This is a genomic window from Nonomuraea sp. NPDC049695 (assembly GCF_040674955.1).
GTDB lineage: Bacteria > Actinomycetota > Actinomycetes > Streptosporangiales > Streptosporangiaceae > Nonomuraea > Nonomuraea helvata.
In genome coordinates this window covers 23,956-45,768 of sequence record NZ_JBFANV010000084.1, presented here as the reverse complement: position 1 = coordinate 45,768, position 21,813 = coordinate 23,956, and the positions used below count along the sequence as shown (strand labels likewise).

Here is a 21,813-nt window from a genome sequence, read left to right as displayed (position 1 = left end):
GCCAGGTGCGGTTGGTCAGGGTGCGGAAGTTGAGCCAGTGTGCGCTGCCGTCGTTGTGTGCCCGGCCGAGGAGGGGGTGGCCGTCCAGGATGTCGGCGAAGAGCTTTTCGAGCAGGGCCAGGCTGTCGGCCTCGTCGGTCTGGTGGAGGCCGAGTCCTTTCCAGGTTTCGGGGGAGCATTCGATGACGCCGGTGCTGTGGTCGTGGCTGTAGGGGTAGCCGTAGCACCAGATCCAGCCGTGGTCGGTTTCGACGAAGGCGAACAGGAAGGAGTCGAAGGCCTTGGTGGTGCCGAGCCACATGTACTTGTTGCGGCCGAGCGTGGTCCGGGTTCCGAAGTGGGCGGCGTGCCGTTCACGCAGGGTGCTGTTGATGCCGTCGCCGGCCACGATGAGGTCGGCCCCGGCCAGCTCGTCCTCGTGAGTGATCTCGTGCTCGTACTCGATGCGCACGCCGAGGGAACGGGCCCGCTCGGCCAGGATGGCCAGCAACCGATGCCGGCCGATCCCGAAGCCCTCTTCGCCGTGGTCCACCGTCAACGTCGCGCGGCGGTGCAGGTGGGTGACCCAGCTGTCCCAGCGGACGATGTGCTCGCTGATGGCGCGCGCGGACTCCGCATCGGCGAGATGAAGATTCTGGTACATCTCATCCCAGAAAGTCACGCCCCAGCCGTACGTCGATCCGGCCGGGTCGCGTTCGTAGACGGTGATGTCATGGGCCGGATCGGCCCGTTTCATCAGGATCGAGAAGTACAGGCCGGCTGGTCCGCCCCCAACGCACGCGATCTTCACAAGAGCCCCCGATTGTCACTTACCGCTATCGATATATCACACAAAGTAGTCGAAGCTGTCGAACGTGCGGCGGTGGGTGTGGGATAATGAGTTTCACGGAGCCCTCTCCGCCTCGGGTGCAGCCCAGGCGAGAGGGTTTTTTCATGCCCGCGGACGCAGTGACGATCTGCCTGCGGCGGGCGCCCCCGTTCACCCAATGAAGGAGCCTTCCATGGACCTTGGTCTGACCTGCCCACGTTTCACCTGGCCCGGCGGCGACGCCGCCATCGCCGGCAGGTTCGCCGCCGTCGCCCGAGGCGCCGACCAGGCGGGCCTGCGCAGCCTGTGGGTGATGGACCATCTCTTCCAGATCCCCAACTTCGGCTCCGCGGAGGACCCGATGCTGGAGGCGTACGGCGCGCTGTCCTACGCCGCCGCGCTGACCAGCCGGGTGAGCCTGGGCGCGCTCGTGACCGGCGCCGTCCACCGGGCGCCCGGGCTGCTGGTCAAGCAGGTCAGCACCCTGGACGCGCTCTCCGGCGGCCGTGCCGTCCTGGGCATCGGCGCCTCCTGGTACGAGGCCGAGGCCCGCGGCCTCGGGCTCCCCTTCCCGCCCCTGGCCGAGCGGTTCGAGCGGCTCGAGGAGACGCTCCAGATCGCTCAGCAGATGTGGAGCGGCCAGGACAAGCCGTACCACGGCCGCCACTACCAGCTGGAACGTACGCTCGACGCGCCGCGCGGCAACCCGCCCATCCTGATCGGCGGCAGCGGGGAGAAGAAGACCCTCTGCCTCGTCGCCCAGTACGCCGACGCGTGCAACTTCCTGTACGGCGCCGACGTACGGCACAAGCTCGACGTGCTGCGCGCCCACTGCGAACGGCTGGGACGGCCCTACGAGGAGATCGAGAAGACCCTCCACATGCGGATCCCCGAAGGCCAGAGCGTCGAGGAGAGCGTCCAGCGCTGCGCCGAGCTGGCCGCGCTGGGCATCGAGCACGTCATCGTCGTCGTGCCCGACCCCTCAGAAGACGCGTGGCTGACCCACCTGGCCGAGCTTGCCGTACGGATATCTGCCATCACCCCGCTCGGCCGCTGAGCCTGCCGTTCCACCGCCTCCGAGACTTGGCGAGGTCTTGGAAGCTCCGATGCCAATCCCCGAACCCCCCGTGCACAGGCTGCTACGGGCCGCGTGTTCGACTGGGTGAGGGGATGGGCAGATGAAGACTCAGCGACGTTTGTCGATTACAAAGCGTATTACACTGTTCACCGGAGTGGTGGCGACGCTGCTGTCGGCGCTCCTGGCCGCGACGGTCATGATCGCGATTCACCGGTTCGAGATGGGAAATCTCGTCGGTGAGCTCGCCGCGGCCGGTGGCCGGGTGGCCCACGAGGTCGAGCACAACGAGCTGGGCACGCCGCTGGTCGAGCACCGAGGCCGCAACCTGCAGATCGTCGACACCACGAGGCGGGTCGTCGCATCGACGCCGCAGCTGCGGGGCAAGCCGCCCATGTCCGGCTTCAACCCCGACGGCAGGAAGATCGTCAGTGGCGTCGTATGCGGCGGGGTCTTCCCTTTCGGCGAGTGCCACATGGTGGTCGCGCAGTCCGCGTACCGGGAGGGGCAGGACTGGGTCGTTTACGCCTCCTCTCCGCTGATCCCTCCGTACGTCGATCCGTGGCTGGCCGGGATCGTGATCGGCGCGGCCGTGGTGATGGCCGTGGCCATCACCGGGATCGGCCACCGGATCGCCAACGCGTCCCTCAGGCCGGTGGCCGCCATCCGGGCGGAACTCGACAGGATCACCGAGACCTGTCCCGAGCGGCGGGTGCCTCTCCCGCCGAGCCGGGACGAGATCCACGACCTGGCCGGCAGCGTCAACCGGACGCTGGCCCGGCTGGAGACCGCGATGAACCAGCAGCGCCATTTCACCTCGGACGCCTCCCACGAGCTGCGTACCCCCATCGCCGCCATACGGGCCGAGGTCGAGGACGCTCTGCATGCGCCCGAGGAGACCAGCGTGCCCAGGCTGGGCAACACCGTTCTGAGGAGCGTGGACCGGCTCGAGGCGATCGTGGGCGACCTGCTGACCATCGCGCGGCTGGAGGCGGGAAGGGCGGGCCAGCGCGAGCCCATCGACCTGGCCGAGTTCGTGGCCTCGGAGTGCGAGAGGCGGCCGAAGCCGGACAAGCGGTTCGAGTTCTCGCTCGAGCCCGGCGTGGTGGTGACCGGCGACCGGTTTCAACTGTCGCGCCTGCTCACCAACCTGATCGACAACGCCGAGCGGCACGCCGCCACGACCGTCGCCTTCCACGTACGGCAGGAGCCCAGCTGCAAACGTGACGCCCAGCGCTACCCGCACGGCGTCGCGATGCTCGAAGTGGTCGACAACGGGCCCGGCATCGACCCGGACAAGCGCGAGCTGGTCTTCCAGCGCTTCACCCGGCTGGACACCGCCCGCGACAGGGACACCGGAGGCACCGGTCTGGGCCTGTCGATCGCCCGGCAGATCGCCGAGGCGCACGACGGCACCCTCCAGATCGAGGACAGTCCCCACGGCAGCCGGTTCGTCCTCCGCCTCCCTCTCGACTGAGGGTGTTATAGCAGGTCAATCGGGTACTGGCCGGAGCGCGGGGGAGTCCGGCACGAGCTGATCGCGCCACGCGAAACCTTCATGGCCTGGAGACGTCCGCCGCTGGTACGGCACGAATCTCGACCAGTCATGTGAGGGGACGCATGAGCACGAAATCCGACACCCTGGCCCGCGCGCTGGGCTGGGTCAGCCTGGCGCTGGGCACGGCGCAGCTGGCCGCGCCGCGAACCGTCAACCGCCTGAGCGGCGTCGACGACTCCCGCCTCGCCAGGACGGTGACGCGCATGGTGGGCACGCGGCAGCTGATGCACGGGGCGGCGCTGCTGGGCAGCCGCCGGCCTGGGCCGTGGACCTGGAGCCGCGTCGTGGGCGACGTGCTGGACCTGGCCCTGCTGGGCAGGGCGGTGGCGAGCCGCTCGGGCCGTCCGAGAGCCTCGGGCCGCTCGCGCCGTTCGCGCCGCTCGGGCCGCTCGGGCCGTTCGAGAGCCCCGGGCCGGAGACGCCGCAGGGCGGTCGCGGCGACGGCCGCCGTGGCGGGCATCACGGCCCTGGACCTGGCCACCGCCCTGTACTCCTCCGGCCTCGGCGTCAGGCGGCCGATGAGGCTGCAGGCCTCGATCACCGTCAACCGGCCGCGCGAGGAGGTCTACGCCTTCTGGCGCGACGTCGAGAACCTGCCCGCGTTCATGCTCCATCTCGACTCCGTACGTGCCACGGCGGAGCGCCGCTCGCGGTGGCGGGCCAGGGTCCCGACGGCGGACGTGGAGTGGGAGGCGAAGATCCTGGACGAGCAGGCCGGCGAGCTGATCGCCTGGGCGTCGGTGCGCGGCTCCATGGTCGCCACGAGCGGTTCGGTGAGGTTCACCGACGGTCCTGCCGGGCGCGGTACGGCGGTCCACGTCACGCTGGAGTACCGCGGTCGCGGCCGGGCTCTCGGCGCCACGGTGGCCAGGATGTTCGGCGAGTACCCGGAGCAGCAGATCCGCGACGACCTGCGCCGCTTCAAGCAGATCATGGAGACGGGAGAAGCGCTGCTCTCCGAGTGCGGCCCCGAGGGCGTCCGGTTGCTGCGCCGGCTCGGGCAGCGCCCGGCCCAGCCGGTGGGAGGGCGGTCATGAAGGCCGGCTGCTACCGGAATCATCCGCAGTGCTCCGAGCTTCGGCCCGGGGGCGAAGCGGACGAGCCGGCGTGGCGGAGCGAGAACAGCCGCTCCGGCTCAGGGACGTGAAGGCCTGCGGGGGGCGGGCTCACGGCCGGGTGGCTGGTGGACGTGCTGCCGCGGCGCCGGCGCCGGCGGGTTCGGCAGGGTGACCGGCTCCCCGCGCAGCGGGAACGGCTCGCCGTGATGGGTCAACGTGATCGGCGGGCCCTCCAGCAGCCGGTAGCTCGTCGTCGCGCTCGTGACGCCGACGTGCAGCAGGCTGCCGCGGTAGCGCAGCCGGAAGCCCAGCCGGGTGACGCTCGACGGCAGCCTCGGGGCGAAGCACATCCGGCCCTGGCCGGCGCGCATCCCGCCGAATCCCGCGACCAGGGAGATCCACACCCCGGCCAGCGAGGCCATGTGGAGCCCGTCGACGGTGTTCCGCTCCAGGTCCGCCAGGTCCATCATGGCCGCCTCGCCGAGGTACCGGTCGGCGAGTTCGAGTTCCCCCACCTCGGCCGCGATCACCGCCTGGGTGCAGGCGGACAACGACGAGTCCCGGACCGTCAACGCCTCGTAGTAGGCGAAGTCGCGGGCCTTCTGCTCGGGCGTGAACGCGTCGCCGCGCAGGTGCAGCGCCAGCACGAGGTCGGCCTGCTTGACCACCTGCCGCCGGTAGAGGTCGAAGTAGGGGAAGTGCAGGAGCAGCGGGTACTGGTCCGGCTTCGTGGCGGCGAAGTTCCAGAGTCCGTGCCGGGTGAAGCCCTCGCTCTGCGGATGCACGCCCCGCCGCTCGTCATAGCAGACGGTCATCGCGTTCGCCGCGTCGCGCCACCTCGTGATCTCCTCCTCGGTGACCCCGAGCCGCGCCGCCAGGTCGGGATGGCGGGCGGCGGCCTCGGCCGCCGCCCGCAGGTTCTGCTGGGCCATCAGGTTGGTGTAGACGTTGTTGTCGGCGACGGCGCTGTACTCGTCGGGACCGGTCACGCCGTCGATGCGGTACCGCCCGTCGGTGTCGTGATGGCCGAGGGCGCACCACAGCCGGGCCGTCCCGGCCAGCAGCGGCAGGCCGGTGTCGCGCTCGAACGCCGTGTCACCGGTGGCGTCGACGTAGTGCGTGACCGCGTGGGCGATGTCGGCGTTGATATGGAACGCCGCGGTCCCGGCGGGCCAGTAGCCGGAGCACTCCTCGCCGTGGATCGTCCGCCAGGGGAAGGCGGCCCCGGCCAGCGCGAGCTGCGTGGCGCGCGCCTCCGCCATCGGCAGGGTCGACCTCCGCCACGACAGCGCGTCCGCCACGGCCCGCGGGTAGGTGTAGGTGAGCACGGGCAGCACGAAGATCTCGGTGTCCCAGAAGGCATGCCCGTCATAGCCCGAGCCGGTCAGCCCTTTGGCCGGGATGGGGCGGTCCTCCAGGCGCGCGGCCGACTGCAGCAGGTGGAACATCCCGAACCGTACGGCCTGCTGCACCTCGGCGTCACCCTCGACCTCCACGTCCGCGCCCTCCCAGAACGCGTCGAGGAACTGCCGTTGATCCGAGCACAACCCGTCCCAGCCGTCCAGCCGGGCGGCCGCCAGCGCGGCGACCACCTGATCGTGCATGGCGGGCCGGGAACGCCGGGCCGACCAGCCGTACGAGAAGAACTTGACCAGCCGCAGCCGCCGGCCCGGCGACAGGCGCGTGGCGACGGTCACCCGGCTGACATCGCCGCTGCCCTGCGCGTCAATCCGGGTGCCGTCCGGCCCGTCGATCTCGTGGCACATGGCGGCCGCCACCCGCAGGCCGCTGGCCCGGGTGTGGTGGACCATGACCGCCATGCCGTCCTTGGCCGGCAGGTTCTCCTCCAGGACCAGCGGCGACTCCAGCGGGGCGGCCACCCGCGGGTCGCCGCTCGTGTACTGCCGGGTCTCGTTGGCGACGAGCTCCGACTGCACGACCACGTGCCTGGGCTCGTCCACGGCCTCGACCTCGTACCGGATCGCGGCCACCGCGCGGTGGGTGAAGGACACCAGCCGCGTGGACGTGATCCGCACCTGACCCCCGGTCGGCGAGCTCCACAGAGCCCTTCGGGTCAGCGTCCCCGCGCGCAGGTCCAGGACCCGCTCGTGCTCGTGCAGCGTGCCGTACCGCACGTCGAACGGCTCGTCGTCGACCAGCAGCCGGATCACCTTGCCGTTGGTGACGTTCACCACCGTCTGTCCCGACTCGGGATAGCCGTAGGCGGTCTCGGCGTACGGCAGCGGCCGCACCTCGTAGAACCCGCCGAGGTAGGTGCCCGGCTCCCCGTACGGCTCGCCCTCCTCGAGGTTGCCGCGCAGGCCGACGTGCCCGTTGGACAGCGCGAACACCGACTCGGTCTGCGCCAGCACGTCCAGGTCGAGCCGGCACTCCCGCACCGACCACGGCTCGACGGCGAACGCCGGGTGCCGGATCACCGCGCCGCCTCATCGCGCGGGTCCAGCAGCTCGGACAGGTCGCTCACCACGATGTCGGCGCCGTGCTCGCGCAGCGCGTCCGCCTGTCCGGTCCGGTCGACGCCGACGACGAAGGCGAACCGCCCGGCCCGGCCCGCCGCCACCCCCGCCAGCGCGTCCTCGAACACCGCCGCCTCCGACGGCTTCAGCCCCAGCGCCTCGGCGCCCGCGAGGTACATGTCCGGGGCCGGCTTGCCGGCGAGATGCCGCCTCTGGGCCACCACGCCGTCGACGCGCGCCTCGAAATGGCCGGTGAGGCCGGCGGCCGACAGGACCCGCTCGGTGTTCGCGCTCGACGACACGACGGCCCTGCGCAGCCCCGCGTCCCGGGCGGCCAGCACGTACCGGACGGAGCCGGGGAACGTCTCCACGCCGTCCCTGTCGATGACCGTCTGGACGAGCGCGTTCTTCCTGTTGCTCAAGCCGTGCACGGTCATGGCGTCCTGCGCATCGCCGGGCGACCCCTCGGGCAGGCTGATCCCTCTCGACCGCAGGAAGCTCCTCGTGCCGTCCAGCCGCTCCTTGCCGTCGACGTAGCGGTCGTAGTCGGCGACCGCGTCGAACGGCACGAACGGCTGCCCCGTCCGGCCGGCCCACCGCCGCAGGAACTCGTCGAACATCGACTTCCACGCGGCGGCGTGCACGGTCGCGGTGCGCGTCAGCACGCCGTCCATGTCGAAGAGACACCCGCGGACCCCGTCAGGCAGCCCGAGCATCAGCCCCCCGATCCGGCACGTCTTCCGTGCCTGGCTGGCGACTACCCCGCATCCCGTGCTTCTCACCGGAACAGGCCGGCTCCGAAAGTTTCGGCGCTATAACGGATGTATTTGCAGCTCATGCAGGACAACATGTAGTTGATATATGAAACATTTCGGCTTTGCGTTGACACATTTCGAGCCTCTTTTCAGACTGATCGCCTACACCCCATCCAGAAGGGAGTGCCCAAGTGATCATCCGCTTGGTTGCCCTGGCGGTAGCGGCGACACTCTCGGTCGCCGGAGCGGTAACGGGAGTGCCCACCAAGGCCGCCGCGGCCGCCGGAGTCGAAGACGAGGGTGCCGACTGCGCCGTGACCGGCCTGCCCGACGCCGGATCCTTACCCACCAACGCCCGGCTTCCCGACCCCTTCAAGAAGCTGGACGGCACCCGCATCTCCGCCAGATCCGAGTGGCGGTGCCGGCGGGAGGAGATCAAGAAACTGGCGGAGAAGTTCGTCTACGGCGAGAAGCCCGGAAAGCCGGCCAGCGTCACAGGGACGGTCTCGAGAACCGGCATCACCGTGAACGTGAGCCACAACGGCAAGAGCTCAAGCTTCTCGGCGAGCGTCGACCTGCCCAGCGGCTCAGGACCTTTCCCGGCCGTCGTCGTCTTCGGCGGGTTCGGAGCGGACACCGCCGCCATCAAAGCCGCCGGCGCCGCCGTCATCAACTACGACCCGTACGCGGTCGGAAAAGAGGGCACGCCGCGCAGCAACAAGCAGGGCGCCTTCTACAGCATCTACGGCTCCTCGAGCAGCACCGGACTGCTTCTCGCCTGGGGCTGGGGCGTGAGCCGGATCATCGACGTCATCGAGCAGTCGGACGGCAGCATCCTCAGAGCGGACGCGACCGGCGTCACGGGATGCTCCCGGTTCGGCAAGGGCGCCTTCGTGACCGGCGCCTTCGACCAGCGCATCGCCCTGACCATGCCGATCGAGTCGGGCAGCGCCGGAGCGCCCATCTTCCGCGGCATCCCCGGGGAAGGCGCCCAGAGCCTGAGCAGCGCCTACGGAGAGCAGCCGTGGCTGGGCGACGCGTTCGGCTCCTTCACCAGCAGCCCGACCAGGCTGCCGGTGGACACGCACGAAATCGTGGGCATGTTCGCGCCGCGCGGACTGTTCATCATGGACAATCCCCACATCACCAACCTGGGCCCCAAGTCCGCGAGCGTGGCGGCCCTGGGCGGAGCCGAGGTCTACAAGGCGCTCGGCGCGGGGGAGAACATCACCTACTGGTCCGACATCCAGGACGGCAACCACTGCGCCAACCGGCCCGAATGGCGGACCCCGTTGCAGCAGAACATCCAGAAGTTCCTCCTGAAGACGGGCAACGCTCCCGGCGCCATCAGGATCTCGGCCAAGGCGGCCGGCAACCTGTCCGAGTGGCGAGACTGGCAGACCCCGGTCCTCGGCGACTCCGGCGACACCACCCCGCCGAGCACGCCGGGCACCCCGGCCGCGTCCAACGTGACCGCCACCGGCGCCACGCTCACCTGGGCCGCCGCCACCGACCAGGGCGGCTCCGGCCTGGCGGGTTACAACGTCTACCGCGAACTGGGCGCCACCGACCAGCAACTCGGCCAGTCCACCACCAACTCGATCACCCTCACCGGGCTGACCGCGAACACCCAGTACCAGGTGTACGTGCGGGCGCGCGACGGCGCGGGCAACCTGTCCGGCAACTCGCCCCTGGTCACGTTCACCACGACCACCGGCGGCGGCGACACCTCGCCGCCGACCGCCCCGGCCGGCCTGACGGCCTCGGGAACCACGTCCACGGGCACGAGCCTCAGCTGGACGGCCTCGACGGACGACAACGGCGTCGCCGGCTACGACATCCTGCGCGCGCCCGGCGCGAGCGGCGGCACGTTCACCCAGGTCGGCACCTCGACCGCGACCTCGTTCAGCGACACGGGCCTGGCCCCGAGCACCACCTACCGCTATCAGGTCAGGGCGCGCGACGCCGCGGGCAACACCTCGCCGGTCTCGAACACCGCGCAGGTCACCACCCAGCCCGGCACGTCCACCGGCGCCTGCACGGCCGTCGCGACCGTACAGACCCAGTGGTCCACCGGGTACGTCATCCAGCCGCTGACCATCACCAACACCGGCACCTCGACGATCAACGGATGGACGGTCACCTTCACCCTGCCGGCCGGGCACACGCTGACCGGCTCGTGGAACGGCACCGCAACCGTCAGCGGGCAGACCGTGACCATCAAGAACGTCAGCCACAACGGCACCATCGCCCCAGGAGCCAGCGTCACCAACGTCGGCTTCCAGGGGAGCCGCCCGAACGGCGACACCGCGCTCCCGTCCGGCTACACCTGCGCCTGACGGCCCGTCCCCACCGGCCCACCCATCCGCACGGAAGTGGGTGGGCCGCTTCGGGGTCAGCGTAGGTAACGGGTGGCCGAGAAGGCGGGCAAGCGCAAGGACCGCACGATCCCCTGCGGGGGCGTGCCCAGTGACATCTATGCCGCCTGATGCGGAAAGTCAGTGATATTTCGGAGAAATCAGATGGGGCCGGGCGAGCAGGTGGGAAGAATGGCCGAGCATGACCATCATGTGGCGTGTGGCGGCGATGGCTGCCTGCCTGGGCGTGCTGGCGGCATGTTCGGGTGAGACGCCCGGGGGCGTACGGTCCCCTACGCCTCCCGTCTCTCCGGCGACCACCGGTCCTGCCGCGCCCACCACTCCGTCAACAGCGGGCAAACCGATCGAGCAGTCCAGGCGATGGAAGGACGTCAAGGTCCCGAAGCTCAGGCGGGGCTCGGGGATGGTCGAGGTGAAGGCGTCTGGACCGCGTGACGCGTGGGCCATCGGGTTCGAAGACAGCGCGGAGGACAGAGAGGGCATGGGCGTCCTTCTGCGGTGGGACGGCTCGACCTGGGCTCGCGTTCCGCTGCCGTGGAATGAGGACGGCCTGCGCGCGCTCGACGTGGACGGGCAGGACGTCTGGGTTTCCGCTGGTTCCAAGCTCGCCCGACGAAGCGGCGGCCGCTGGACGACCTTCGAGCCGTTCGGAATCGCCGAGAACTTCTTCTTCTACGACATCGCCGTGGACAAAGGCCGTGCGGTGCTGCTCGGTGACGGCCCCGAAGGCCCCTTCGCCGTCGGCTGGGACGGCAGGAAGTTCTCGATGAACTCGGTTGGCGACGGCGGCAGGATGAACGCGGTCTCGTTGAAGAGCGGTCACATGTGGATCGTCGGCGCCACAGACCACTTGAAATGCCAGGGGGTCACAGCGGCGATCTGGCACACGGACCCGGTGCACACCAACTGGTACATGGACGACGGGCTCGTCCCCGACGTACCCGGCGGGGTGCTCAAGAGCGTCTGGCAGACCGACCCCGACGACGTGTGGGCCGTGGGAGAGCTCTCCCCAAGCGAACAAGAGCCGGACTACCAGTCGGGCGGATGCATCGACAAGCCCAAAAGTGATGTCCCGCCTGTCCCGCTCGTCATGCACTGGGACGGTGCCATCTGGAAGCGCGTCAAGCTGCCCGCCTGGAACATCTCCCTGACCAGCGTCACAGCCACGGGCAAGAACAATGTGTGGGCAAGCGGGGTCGACCGGGCCGGCGAAATCGTCTTCCTCCACTACGACGGCGAGAGGTGGACGTGGAAGGACCGCCGCGTCGCTGCTGAAAGCCACGTCGACACGACCACGATCCCGGGAACGTCTGACCTGTGGGCGGTGGGCACCATCAACGAAGGCAGAGACAATGCGCAGGCGTTCATCCTCAGGCGGCGTTAGCCCGGCCGATCGCATGGGAGAGCCACACCGCGGCTCCGTCACAGTGGAGGATGCCGACGGGGGAATGTGACGCTTCCCGCCGGGTCGGAAAGCCACGGGCACTCAGTGGCAGCGGAGGTCGAGGCCGGGATCCGTGCTGTCGTACAGTTCCACGATGAAGTGCTTCATATTGCCGTCAGCGGCCTTATCCGACGATCTCTCGAAGTAGACCCTCAAGGGAGCCCTCTCGGCCTCGACTCCGGCGATGCCGGCCGCGTCGTAATAACGGACCACTTCTTCCTCGGAGAGGGACGTGGACAGCGTGATCCGGACTTGATAGTCGCAGTGATTCCCGTTCCCTCGCAGGGCGATGGAACCCTCAGTGCGGTAATCCGCAAAGTTGGTGTCCGGCGGCAAGGGATAGGCGAGGAAACGGTCCTCCAGGTCCGCGAGATTTCTGTCGTTCAACCAAGCCGGGACGCCGAAGAGCAAGAACAGCCCGACAAGTGGTGCCACGACTGCGCATGCGATGGCAATGAGGCATCCAAGTTTCACGGCGGGCAACTCTACAGATTTCATCACGTAGCCGGAGAGGCATCCCGCTGTGGATGGAGTCTCTGTGCCGGGGCCCGACGCGCTGAGGTGGCCCCGCGAAGAGAACCGCGGAGCCACCTTCCGCGAGCACGGCACGCACGCGATGCGGCACTACTTCGCGAGTCCGATGGAGAAGAGCGATCAGCGTACGTAGATGTTCGGCCGGGGCGGGGTGGGCATGCCGTCGCCGATGAAGAAGCTCGTGTGCGGCGGCTGGTTGTAGGCGGTGTTCTGCCAGGCGACCGACACCCGGTAGAGCGGGTCGTGCATCAGGGTGTAGATCCGCCGGTCGGTCGGCGTGGTCGTGGCGTAGATCCGCAGCGCCCGGTTGTCGCTCGTGGGCCAGATGACCTCCTCGCGCCAGTCGCCGAACAGGTCCGCCGACAGCGACGGGGTGGCCTTGGTGCCGTTGTTGGAGTGCACGCCCGAGGCGGTCAGCAGGCGGGTGTCCGCGCTCGTGCCGTACTTGTCGATCCTCGTCTGGTCGAGCAGCTCCCGGAGCGGGTCGCCGTCCCACCAGATGAGGAAGTTCACCGAGGACGGCTTGCGGCCGGCGTTGTTGCCGGTGACGCTGCGCAGGTTGTCATCGTGGGCGGACCAGAACTCGCTCGCCACCCTGACGGTCGAGATGTCGCCGGCCACGCCGCGGCCGTTGTCGCCGTTGGCGGGGGTGGACCAGAGGATCTGGCCGTTGCGCGGGTCGATGTAGAGCGAGGAGGGCTGCGAGCCCGACTCGCTCACCTTGAAGTACTCCAGGCCCGGTCTGGCCGGGTCGAAGTCGCCCAGGTGCTGGGCGTCGCCGTGGCCGGTGCCCGTGGTCCACATGCCGGTGCCGTTGTCGTTCACGGCCATGGCGCCGTACACGATCTCGTCCCGGCCGTCCTGGTCGATGTCGCCGACGGACAGGCTGTGGCTGCCCTGGCCGGTCCACTGCGAGCCCGCCGAGTTGCTGTCGAACGTCCAGCGCTTGGTGAGCGAGCCGTTGCGGAAGTCCCAGGCCGCGATCACGGAGCGGGTGTAGTAGCCGCGCGCCATGATGAGCGAGGGACGCTCACCGTCCAGGTACGCCGTCCCCGCCAGGAACCGGTCCACCCGGTTGCCGTACGAGTCGCCCCAGGACGAGACGGTGCCGCGGGGCGGGTCGTAGGCGACCGTGGACATCGCGGCGCCGCTCTGGCCGTTGAACATGGTCAGGAACTCGGGGCCGGACAGGACGTACCCGCTCGAATTGCGGTAGTCGGCCGAGGCGTTGCCGATGACCGTGCCCTGGCCGTCCCTGGTGCCGTCGGCGGTCTTCATGGCGACCTCGGCCCGCCCGTCGCCGTCGTAGTCGTAGACCTGGAACTGCGTGTAGTGGGCGCCGGCGCGGATGTTCCGGCCCAGGTCGATGCGCCACAGCCGGGTGCCGTCCAGCCGGTACGCGTCCACGTACACATTGCCGGTGTAGCCGGACTGGGAGTTGTCCTTGGCGTTGGACGGGTCCCACTTGAGCACGATCTCGTACCGGCCGTCGCCGTCCACGTCGCCGACGCTGGCGTCGTTGGCGCTGTAGGTGTACGCGACGCCGTCCGGCGTGGTGCCGCCCGACGGCGGCTGGATCGGCACGTCGAGGTAGGAGCCGCCGGTGAAGCGGAGCGAGGCGGGCGAGGCGGCCTGCTCGGTCCCGCCGACCACCGCCCTGACCGTGTACGAGGCGTCGGCGGCGGCGCCGTTGTCCAGATAGTTGGTGGAGGCGGTGAGGTTGGAGGCGACCCTGGTGGAGCCCCGGTACACGTTGAAGGCCACGCCGTCGGGGTCGGTGCCGAGCAGCCGCCAGGACACGAGGTTGCCCGAGCCCGACCGGACGCTGACCAGGCCGCGGTCAAGGTCCTCCATCTGCTTCGTGGGCGGTGCGGCGTGGGCGGGCACGCCGCCGATCGCCAGGGCGAGAACCGTCACCATGCCGGCCAGTCGTAAACGCACGTTGCTGACTCCCTTCGCGGTAAGCGCTTTCCCGCAGGCCCGAAAAAACGAAACTTTCATCGCGGGGTCCGGCCGTTGGTTAGCGCTAACACGGACACGCCGGAAAGGAGGGTTCTCGTGGTGAGGGCCGGAGCTGCGGGAACGGTCACGGGACTCTCCTCGTCGGCGGCGGGGGCGCCCTGCCCCGCGCCGCGCGGTATTAAAGCCTCCGCTCCTTACACCCGCAAGCCCTCGGAGTCAGGTCAGGGCGTCCAGCGCGCGGTCGACATCGTCGGCCGTGTTGTAGATGTGGAAACTCGCGCGTACCTTTCCCGCCCGTACGGCCGCCCGGATCCCGGCCGCCGCCAGCCGCTCGCCCGGGGCGTCCACGGAGACGATGGCGGTGTCGGACGGTTCCAGGCCGAGTCCGGTCCTGAACCGGTTGGCGAGGCCGACGTTGTGGTCGCGGACCCGCTCGACGCCGAGCTCGTTGAGCAGCTCGATGGCCGGGGCGGCGCCGACGTACGAGAACCAGGCCGGCGACAGGTCGAACGCCCGCGCGTCGGCCGCCAGCCGCAGCGGCGGGCCGTAGTAGGAGCCGCCCTCGTCGGCCCCCGCGTACCAGTTGGCGGCCAGCGGGCGCATGCGCTCGCGCAGACCGGGCGAAAGATAGCCGAACGCGGCCCCGCGCGGCGCCATCAGCCACTTGTACGCGGCGCAGGCCAGCGCGTCGACGCCCTCGACGCTGACGGGAAGCCAGCCGCAGGACTGGGAGCCGTCGGCGATGACGAGCGCGCCATGGGCCCGGGCGGCCTCGACGATGTCCTGGAGCGGGGCGACGTACCCGGTGGCGGACTGGACGAGGCTGAAGGCGACGGCCGCGGTGGAGCCGTCGATCGCGTCGGCCAGCCGGTCGGCGGGCACGGTCTCGACCTTGGCGGCCACCGCCCACGGGAACAGGTTGCTGGTGAACTCGATCTCCGGCACCACGACCCGCGCGCCCGGCGGGAGCGCCGTGGCGACGGTGGACATGATCTGGGAGACGGTGGAGCTGACGGTGATGTCGCCGGCCGGGGCGCCGATGAGGCGGGCGAAGGCCTCGCGGGAGCGGCCCACGAACGCGTCCCAGGGTTTCCAGTCGCTGCTGCCGTGCCGCCAGTCGGTCAGGACGGCCTGGAGCTCCTCGAAGGCGCGGCGCGGTGGCAGGCCGTAGGAGGCGGTGTTGAGCCAGCCGGGATCGGCGTCCCAGAGCGTGCCCGCTGAGGTGATGTCCATGTGATCACCCTAGGGCGCGCTGCCATGGCCCGCGGGTGGTGTTCATGGGCCGGGCGCCTGCATGACCTTCTGCGTGGCCTTGACCAGCAGGGCGCCGGGCAAGAGCTGCTGGGCCAGCTCGGTCGTGGTCAGCTTTTCTGAGTCGAGTTCGGCGATGCGGCCGTCGCGGGAGGGCCCGCGCTCCTAGCTCCTCGACCAGACCTGCCAGGCTCTGCGGGCCACGCGAGTTGGCGATCACCACGTCGATGCCCGCGGCCACCGCCAGCCGCGCCACCGCCGACCCGATGTTTCCGCTTCCGATGATTCCCAAAGCCGACATCGCGCTGGCCACGTTAAGACCTCACATCAGTGTCAGAGGCAAATCAGCGGGCGGAGGAGACCGTTACTTGAGGATTGTTGAACGATGCTACGATTCTCTTGAACTTGCCCGTGCGCCCGGCCCGTAGAAGGACGCCCCTTGACCAGCGACGACAACCGCCAGACCAGGTCAACCGAAGAGGCGGTGCGTGCCTGCGCGCTCCGGGCCGAGCACAGCTGCGCGACCCTCCACAACGCGACGGACACCGCCATCGACGCCGCGCTGCGCGCCATGGCGGAACGGCTGCGGGCAGCGCGGGACACTCTCACGTCCGCCAACGAAGAAGACCTCGCCGCAGCCGTGTCCGCCGGGATGTCACCCGCCCTCCAGGACCGGCTGCGGTTGACCGGCCCACGGCTGGAGAGCATGGCCGCGGAGCTGCGCACGCTGGCGGACGTGGCGCACGAGCCTCGCGACAAGGCTCTCGAAGAGCGCTCGGACGGCCTCACCCTGCTGGAACGCCGCCGGCCGGTCGGCGTCATCGGGGCGAACTTCGAGGCCCGTCCGAACGTCACCCTCGACATCGCCTCCCAGTTCCTCAAGTCACGCAACGCAGGCGTGCTCCGCACCGGTTCGGCCGCGCTCCGCTCGTCCCGGGCCATCGTGGACCAGGTGATCGCACCGGCTCTCGGCGAAGCCGGTCTCGATCCGGACGCCATCCAGCTGGTTCCCAGCGAAGATCGCTCGGCGGCGTACGCGCTGGTGTCCCTGCCGGAGCTCATTCCGCTGGTCATCCTGCGCGGCAGCGGAGAGAGCACCCGCGACCTCAGCCGCGAGGCCGCCCGCCACGGCGTGCGTACCCTCGCCCATGCCGACGGCGGCGGGGTCCTGTACGTGGATTCGGCCGCCGACGACAAGGTCGTGCATCAGCTGATCGCCGACAGCCTGGACCGGCTGGGCGTCTGCAATCGGCTCAATCTGCTGCTCATCGACCGATCCGGGTACGACGAGCGGCTACCCGGCATTCTCCAGGTCCTGGACCGGCTCGGCATCACCGCCTCCCTGCCCCCGCACACCCACCCGCGCGGGTATGAGTGGTCGCTCGACTCCAAGCGTGCGGCCACCGTGACGGTCGACGCCGTTGACGGCCCACTGCACGCGGCGCGGGTCGCCAATGAAGAGACCTCCGGGCTGGCCGCCGCCGTCGCGACCGAGGATCCGGCGGCCGCCGCGCAGTTCATCGACGCCTACGCCGGCTCCGGGGTCTTCTGGAACTCCACCACACGGCTCCTCGACGGCTTCAAGCTGCTGCGGCTGCCGGAGACCGGAATCAACATCGACCGGGTGCCCGGCCCGCGCGGTCCGGTGAGCTTCCGTGATCTGTATCTGCGGCAGTACGTGGTCGTGCCGAGCGGACGGTTCACGTCCTGACCGGACCATCATCGTCCCAGGCCGCCGGTCCCGAGCGCGGGTGCACGAACGCGTCGGCCGGGGCTGCGGCAACCCGGCTGGGCCGGGTCACTCGGCCGGGGCGACGTCCCTGATGAAGACGACCCCGTCCGTCCCGCCCACCTGGCGGGGGTCCAGGGGGAAGTAGCCGTGGTTGGCGGAGGTGCGGAGAGTCAGCCCGGCGTCCGCGATGACCGTGCTCAGGCGCTGGGAGTCGATGAGGTAGCAGTCGTCCGCGAGGCAGGCGTACAGGACGCCCTCCAGGGTGTCCGGCGGGGGAGCGGCGAGGCCGAGGTGGGGCGCCGCGCCGAGCGCCGTGGCGATGAAGGCGTACTCGGCGCCCACGTGCGCGGCGACGATCGCGCCGGCGCTCCACCACTCCAGCAGCAGGTCGCCGCCCGGCCAGCCGGCCGTCCGCCAGACGCTCCTGTCGCGCTGGAGGTGCCGGTTGTGGGCGTGGACCAGCGCCGGCCCGTACGGCGGCGCGATGGCCAGGAGGTTCTCGGCCATCATCGCGTCCCGCAGCCCCATGAGGCGCACGACGCGGGACGGCGACGGGTCGGCCATCCCGGCGTGGTAGCGGAGCAGGCCCGTGGCCGTGCGCCCGTACAAGGAGGCCCGCCACCACGCCTCCCGTGAGGTCGCGGAGATCAGGCGCGGCGACTCGGCCATGAGCAGGGCCACGAGGTCGTCGGCGATGAGGCGGAGCGAGACCGCGTCGCCGGACCGGCCGACGGACCGGGTGGGGTCCATGGTCGCCGCGGGGTCGGTCCACCGGGAGTCGGCGCCGAGCAGCCGGTCGAGGTCGTCGAAGGACAGGACGTCGAGATGGGCGGCGAGGTAGCCGTGCAACCCGGCGAGCGCCTGCCGGGGGCTGCCGGGGCCGGCCATCTCGAGCGGGCCGTCGAACCCGAAGAACCGGATCCGCTCGGACACCGGCCGGTCGCGGTTGTACGACCGCAGCCACGCCACGAGCTCCCGATTCGCGGCCGACCCGCCGAACCCGTGGCTGAAGCCGCGCCGCATGACGTCGTCGAGGGTCCCCACGCCCTCCGTGACGTAGTCGTCGACGATCAGACCCGCGAGGCAGTCGCTCTCGATCGCGATCGACCGATATCCCTCGTGCTCGACGAGATGACGGAAGACCTCGTTGCGCTGTGCCGCAAGCGCCTCCTCGCCGTGCAGGGGCTCACCCAGGCCGAGCAGGCGGGGCGGCGCGGGAAGGAGCCCGGTGATCGAGGCGCCGTCGAAGGGCCGGGCCGCGTCAAGGATCTCGGAAGCCATGGCTTCAACCGTATCGTTGAACTCTCTGTGTAAACTTTGCCGATGCCCCGTGAGCGACTCCGACCCGTGGACCTGGCGCGTGAGCACGGCCTGTCCACCCAGGCGATCCGAAACTACGAAGAAGCGGGCATCCTCCCGCCGGCCGCGCGCACGCCCAGCGGCTACCGCGCCTACACCCCGGCCCACGCGGGGGCCCTGCGCGCGTTCCTCGCCCTGGTGCCCGGCCATGGGCATCAGACGGCCACCTCGATCATGCAGGAGGTCAACAGGGGCGCCGTCGAGCAGGCCCTGCGGCTGATCGACGAGAGCCACGCCCAGTTGCTCGAGGACCGCGGCACGCTGCTGGCCGTCGAGCGGGCGCTCCGCGATCTGACGTCCGAGGACGGTCCCGCCGAACGTCCGGGGCCGGGCGGCGTCACCTTCATCGGCCCGCTGGCCAGGAGGCTCGGGATCAGGCCCGCGACGCTGCGTAAATGGGAGGCCGCCGGGCTGGTCAATCCGCGCCGCGACCCTCAAACCGGCTACCGCGTCTACACCGCCGCGGACGTGCGGGACGCCCGGCTGGCCCACCAGCTCAGGCGCGGCGGCTACCTGCTGGAGCAGATCGCGCCGCTGCTCGCCCAGGTGCGCACCGCCGGAGGGCTGGCGCCCCTCGAGGCCACGTTGCGCAACTGGCATGCCCGGCTCTCCGCGCGCGGCCGCGCCATGCTGAGCGGCGCCGCCGCACTTGACGCCTATCTCCACGAAGGTCTGCCGGAGGATTAAGATACAGTACAGCTCTGTATATTAATTCGCCATGACAGGCAGACGGGATGACGCCATGGGTGCATACGTGCTCGGCTTCCACGACATCGACAAGACCCTCCTCCCCCTGGTCGGTGGCAAGGGGGCCAACCTGGGCGAGCTGACCGCCGTCGAGGGCGCGCGCGTGCCACCGGGCTTCTGCGTCACCACCGAGGCCTACCGCGCGGTGGTGGAGTCGGACGGGACGGTCGCCGGGCTGATCGACGGACTCTCCGGGCTGCGGGCGGACGACCGCGGCGGGATCGCGGAGGCGGCCGCGCGGATCAGGACGGCCGTCGAGACCCTGCCCGTGCCGCCCGAGATCGAGGGCGACATCCTGCGCCACCTCGACGAGCTCGGCGACGGGCCGTGGGCCGTGCGCTCCAGCGCCACCGCCGAGGACCTGCCGTCCAGCTCGTTCGCCGGGCAGCAGGACACATACCTGAACGTCAGCGGAGTGCAGGCGGTGCTCGCGAACGTGCGGCGCTGCTGGGCGTCGCTGTTCACCGACAGGGCGGTGGCCTACCGCATCAAGAGCGGCTTCGACCACCGGGCGGTCCGCGTGTCCGTGGTCGTGCAGCGGATGGTCTTCCCCGAGGCGGCGGGCATCATGTTCACCGCCGACCCCGTGACGGGCAACCGGAACGTGGTCTCGATCGACGCCGGGTTCGGCCTGGGGGAGGCGTTCGTGTCGGGCGTCGCCAACGCCGACAACTACCGGGTGCGCGCGGGCGAGATCATCGCGCGGAACGTCGTGACCCAGACCGTCGAGCTGCGCCCGTCCCCGGGCGGCGGCACCGAGGAGCGGGAGATCGAGCCGGCGCGCCGGCACGTCCAGACCCTCACCGACGAGCAGGTCGTCCGCCTCGAACGCCTCGGCCGCCGCATCGAGCAGCACTTCGGCCGCCCCCAGGACATCGAGTGGGGCCTGGTCGAGGGCGACTTCCAGATCCTCCAGAGCCGCCCCGTCACCACGCTCTACCCGGTGCCGACCGTGACCGACACCAAGAACCACGTCTTCATGTCGTACGGCCACCGCCAGATGATGACCGACGCCTTCAAGCCACTCGGCCTGTCGATCTTCGCCCTCCTGCACGACCGGCTGGGCCGCTCGGCGGGCACGGTGTCCGGCGGCCGCTTCTACAAGGACGTGTCGCCCGAGCTGTCCTCGCCGTGGGCCCGCGCGGTCACGCTCAAGAGCCTCGGCCAGGTGGACGTCCTCATGGCCAACGCCCTGCGCCAGGTCCTGGCCAGGAAGGACTTCGTCCGCGACCTGGCCCACGGCAGGACCTCGATGCTGGACTTCGGCGAGGGCGGCCTGCTGCCGATGGCCCGCCAGTACATGAAGCTGTCCGGCAGCGACGACGCCGGCGTCGTGCCCGAGCTGATCGCCGAGAACGAGCGGACGGTCGAGGAGCTGCGGAAGGGCATCGCCGGCAAGTCGGGCGACGCGCTGTTCGCGTACATCCTGGACGACCACGACGTGCTGGCCCGGCTCACGTTCGACCCGCGCAGCGTGGCGGCGGCCTTCGTCGGCATCCAGGCGGTGAACTGGGTCAACAAGCACATGAAGGCCTGGCTCGGCGTGGAGAACGCCGCCGACGCCATCGCCCAGTCGGCCGACCACAACGTGGTGGCCGCCATGGGCCTCGACCTGCTCGACGTGGCCGACGCGATCCGCCCGTACCCGGCGGTGATCGAGCACCTCGAACGGGCCGGCCGTGACACGCTCCTCACCGGGCTCGACGGCCTGGAGGGCGGTCCCGAGGCCCGCGACGCGATCGAGCGCTATCTGCGCGTGTACGGGATGCACTGCTCGGGCGACATCGACATCACCAGGACGCGGTGGAGCGAGGACCCCACTCAGCTCGTCCCGCTCCTGCTCAGCAACGTCAGGAACTACGCGCCCGGCGAGCGCGCCCGCAAGGCGGAGCGGGGCCGCGCCGAGGCCGAGCGCACGATCGCCGACCTGCTGGAACGCCTCAGGGCGCTGCCCGGCGGCGAGCGCAAGGCGAAGAAGGCGGCGCGGCGGATGAGCCTCATCCGCCACTTCATCGGCTACCGCGAGTACTCCAAGCACGCCCTCCTCCAGCGGTACGAGCTGTACAAGCGGGCCCTGCTCGCCGAGGCCGCCCGGCTCGCAGAACGGGGAGTGGTCAAGGAGCCCGAGGACGTGTTCTTCCTGTCGTTCGACGAGTTCCGGGAGGTGGCGCGGACCGGGCGGCTCGACCACGCGCTCATCGAGGAGCGGCGGACGGCGTTCGAGGAGTATCAGAAGCTCACGCCGCCGCGCGTCATCACCTCCGAGGGCGAGGTGATCTCCGGCGAGTACGACACCGGCGCCCTGCCGGAGGGCGCGCTGGCCGGCATCGCGGTGTCGTCGGGCGTCGTCGAGGGGCGGGCCCGGATCGTGCTGAGCATGGACGAGGCCACGGTCGAAGAGGGTGACATCCTCGTCACGGTCTTCACCGACCCGAGCTGGTCGCCGCTGTTCGTCTCCGTCAAGGGAGTGGTGATGGAGGTCGGGGGAGTGATGACCCACGGCGCGGTCGTCGCCAGGGAGTACGGCCTGCCCGCGGTCGTCGGCGTGGAGAACGCCACCCAGCGCATCGAGGACGGGCAGCTCATCCGGCTCAACGGCAGCGAAGGGTACGTCGAACTGCTCTGACCTCGCTCTCAATGGGCCGAATGCGGGCGGTCCCGGGCATTCCGGGGCC

General features: G+C 70.2%; 14 protein-coding genes and 2 pseudogenes. 8 read left to right on the top strand and 8 right to left on the bottom strand.

The annotated features are described in order from the left end of the window. Positions 1-736 (bottom strand): annotated as a pseudogene (locus tag AB0J64_RS44845) (FAD-binding monooxygenase); the annotation flags it as partial. A 265-nt stretch (positions 737-1,001) separates the two neighbouring features. Here AB0J64_RS44845 and AB0J64_RS44840 point away from each other — a divergent pair. The 3 genes from AB0J64_RS44840 (at position 1,002) to AB0J64_RS44830 (ending at position 4,478) form a co-directional block, all read left to right on the top strand. After that, the gene (locus AB0J64_RS44840) at positions 1,002-1,865 is read left to right on the top strand and encodes an LLM class F420-dependent oxidoreductase (RefSeq protein WP_364041881.1); all 864 of its coding nucleotides are present in this window, start codon (positions 1,002-1,004) and stop codon (positions 1,863-1,865) included. A 175-nt stretch (positions 1,866-2,040) separates the two neighbouring features. After that, positions 2,041-3,360 carry a HAMP domain-containing sensor histidine kinase gene (locus AB0J64_RS44835; RefSeq protein ID WP_364041879.1) on the top strand — a complete coding sequence of 440 codons (1,320 nt, stop codon included), beginning with the start codon at positions 2,041-2,043 and terminating at the stop codon, positions 3,358-3,360. Positions 3,361-3,503: 143 nt separating this feature from the next. Continuing rightward, entirely contained in the window at positions 3,504-4,478 is a 975-nt protein-coding gene (locus AB0J64_RS44830) for an SRPBCC family protein (RefSeq protein WP_364041877.1), read from the top strand. 98 nt (positions 4,479-4,576) lie between these two features. Here AB0J64_RS44830 and AB0J64_RS44825 read toward each other — a convergent pair whose 3' ends face one another. Together AB0J64_RS44825 and AB0J64_RS44820 are read right to left on the bottom strand one after the other, a co-directional pair. Continuing rightward, a complete protein-coding gene (locus tag AB0J64_RS44825) occupies positions 4,577-6,937 on the bottom strand; it encodes a glycosyl hydrolase family 65 protein (protein WP_364041875.1) in 2,361 nt (786 codons plus the stop codon). Further along, positions 6,934-7,692, bottom strand: coding sequence for a beta-phosphoglucomutase family hydrolase (locus AB0J64_RS44820; protein ID WP_364041873.1), 759 nt, complete (start codon positions 7,690-7,692; stop codon positions 6,934-6,936). The genes AB0J64_RS44825 and AB0J64_RS44820 overlap by 4 nt, the downstream gene beginning before the upstream one ends. Before the next feature lie 230 nt (positions 7,693-7,922). Here AB0J64_RS44820 and AB0J64_RS44815 point away from each other — a divergent pair, with 230 nt between their 5' ends. After that, positions 7,923-10,070 carry a fibronectin type III domain-containing protein gene (locus tag AB0J64_RS44815; RefSeq protein ID WP_364041871.1) on the top strand — a complete coding sequence of 716 codons (2,148 nt, stop codon included), beginning with the start codon at positions 7,923-7,925 and terminating at the stop codon, positions 10,068-10,070. Between the two features lie 220 nt (positions 10,071-10,290). Then, a complete protein-coding gene (locus AB0J64_RS44810) occupies positions 10,291-11,493 on the top strand; it encodes a hypothetical protein (protein WP_364041869.1) in 1,203 nt (400 codons plus the stop codon). A gap of 102 nt (positions 11,494-11,595) precedes the next feature. Here the strand turns inward: AB0J64_RS44810 and AB0J64_RS44805 are convergent, their stop codons facing one another. The 4 genes and pseudogenes from AB0J64_RS44805 to AB0J64_RS44790 form a co-directional block, all read right to left on the bottom strand. Beyond that, positions 11,596-11,988: a hypothetical protein gene (locus AB0J64_RS44805; RefSeq protein ID WP_364041867.1), complete on the bottom strand. Its 393-nt coding sequence runs from the start codon at positions 11,986-11,988 to the stop codon at positions 11,596-11,598. Between the two features lie 219 nt (positions 11,989-12,207). Beyond that, entirely contained in the window at positions 12,208-14,007 is a 1,800-nt protein-coding gene (locus AB0J64_RS44800; protein ID WP_364041883.1) for a rhamnogalacturonan lyase, read from the bottom strand. A gap of 258 nt (positions 14,008-14,265) precedes the next feature. Beyond that, the gene (locus AB0J64_RS44795; RefSeq protein WP_364041865.1) at positions 14,266-15,282 is read right to left on the bottom strand and encodes an aminotransferase class V-fold PLP-dependent enzyme; all 1,017 of its coding nucleotides are present in this window, start codon (positions 15,280-15,282) and stop codon (positions 14,266-14,268) included. A 75-nt stretch (positions 15,283-15,357) separates the two neighbouring features. After that, a pseudogene (locus tag AB0J64_RS44790) lies at positions 15,358-15,601 on the bottom strand (NAD(P)-binding domain-containing protein); the annotation flags it as partial. Positions 15,602-15,739: 138 nt separating this feature from the next. Here AB0J64_RS44790 and AB0J64_RS44785 point away from each other — a divergent pair. Beyond that, entirely contained in the window at positions 15,740-17,011 is a 1,272-nt protein-coding gene (locus tag AB0J64_RS44785) for an aldehyde dehydrogenase family protein (protein ID WP_364041863.1), read from the top strand. 87 nt (positions 17,012-17,098) lie between these two features. Here the strand turns inward: AB0J64_RS44785 and AB0J64_RS44780 are convergent, their stop codons facing one another. Next, positions 17,099-18,313, bottom strand: a complete 1,215-nt coding sequence (locus AB0J64_RS44780; protein ID WP_364041861.1) for an erythromycin esterase family protein — start codon at positions 18,311-18,313, stop codon at positions 17,099-17,101. Between the two features lie 42 nt (positions 18,314-18,355). On the opposite strand from AB0J64_RS44780, the gene AB0J64_RS44775 reads away from it, so the two are divergent. Then, a complete protein-coding gene (locus AB0J64_RS44775; protein WP_364041859.1) occupies positions 18,356-19,078 on the top strand; it encodes a TioE family transcriptional regulator in 723 nt (240 codons plus the stop codon). Between the two features lie 31 nt (positions 19,079-19,109). Next, on the top strand, positions 19,110-21,764 hold the full coding sequence (rph, locus tag AB0J64_RS44770) for a rifamycin-inactivating phosphotransferase (protein ID WP_364041857.1): 2,655 nt from the start codon (positions 19,110-19,112) through the stop codon (positions 21,762-21,764). Positions 21,765-21,813 lie beyond the last annotated feature (49 nt).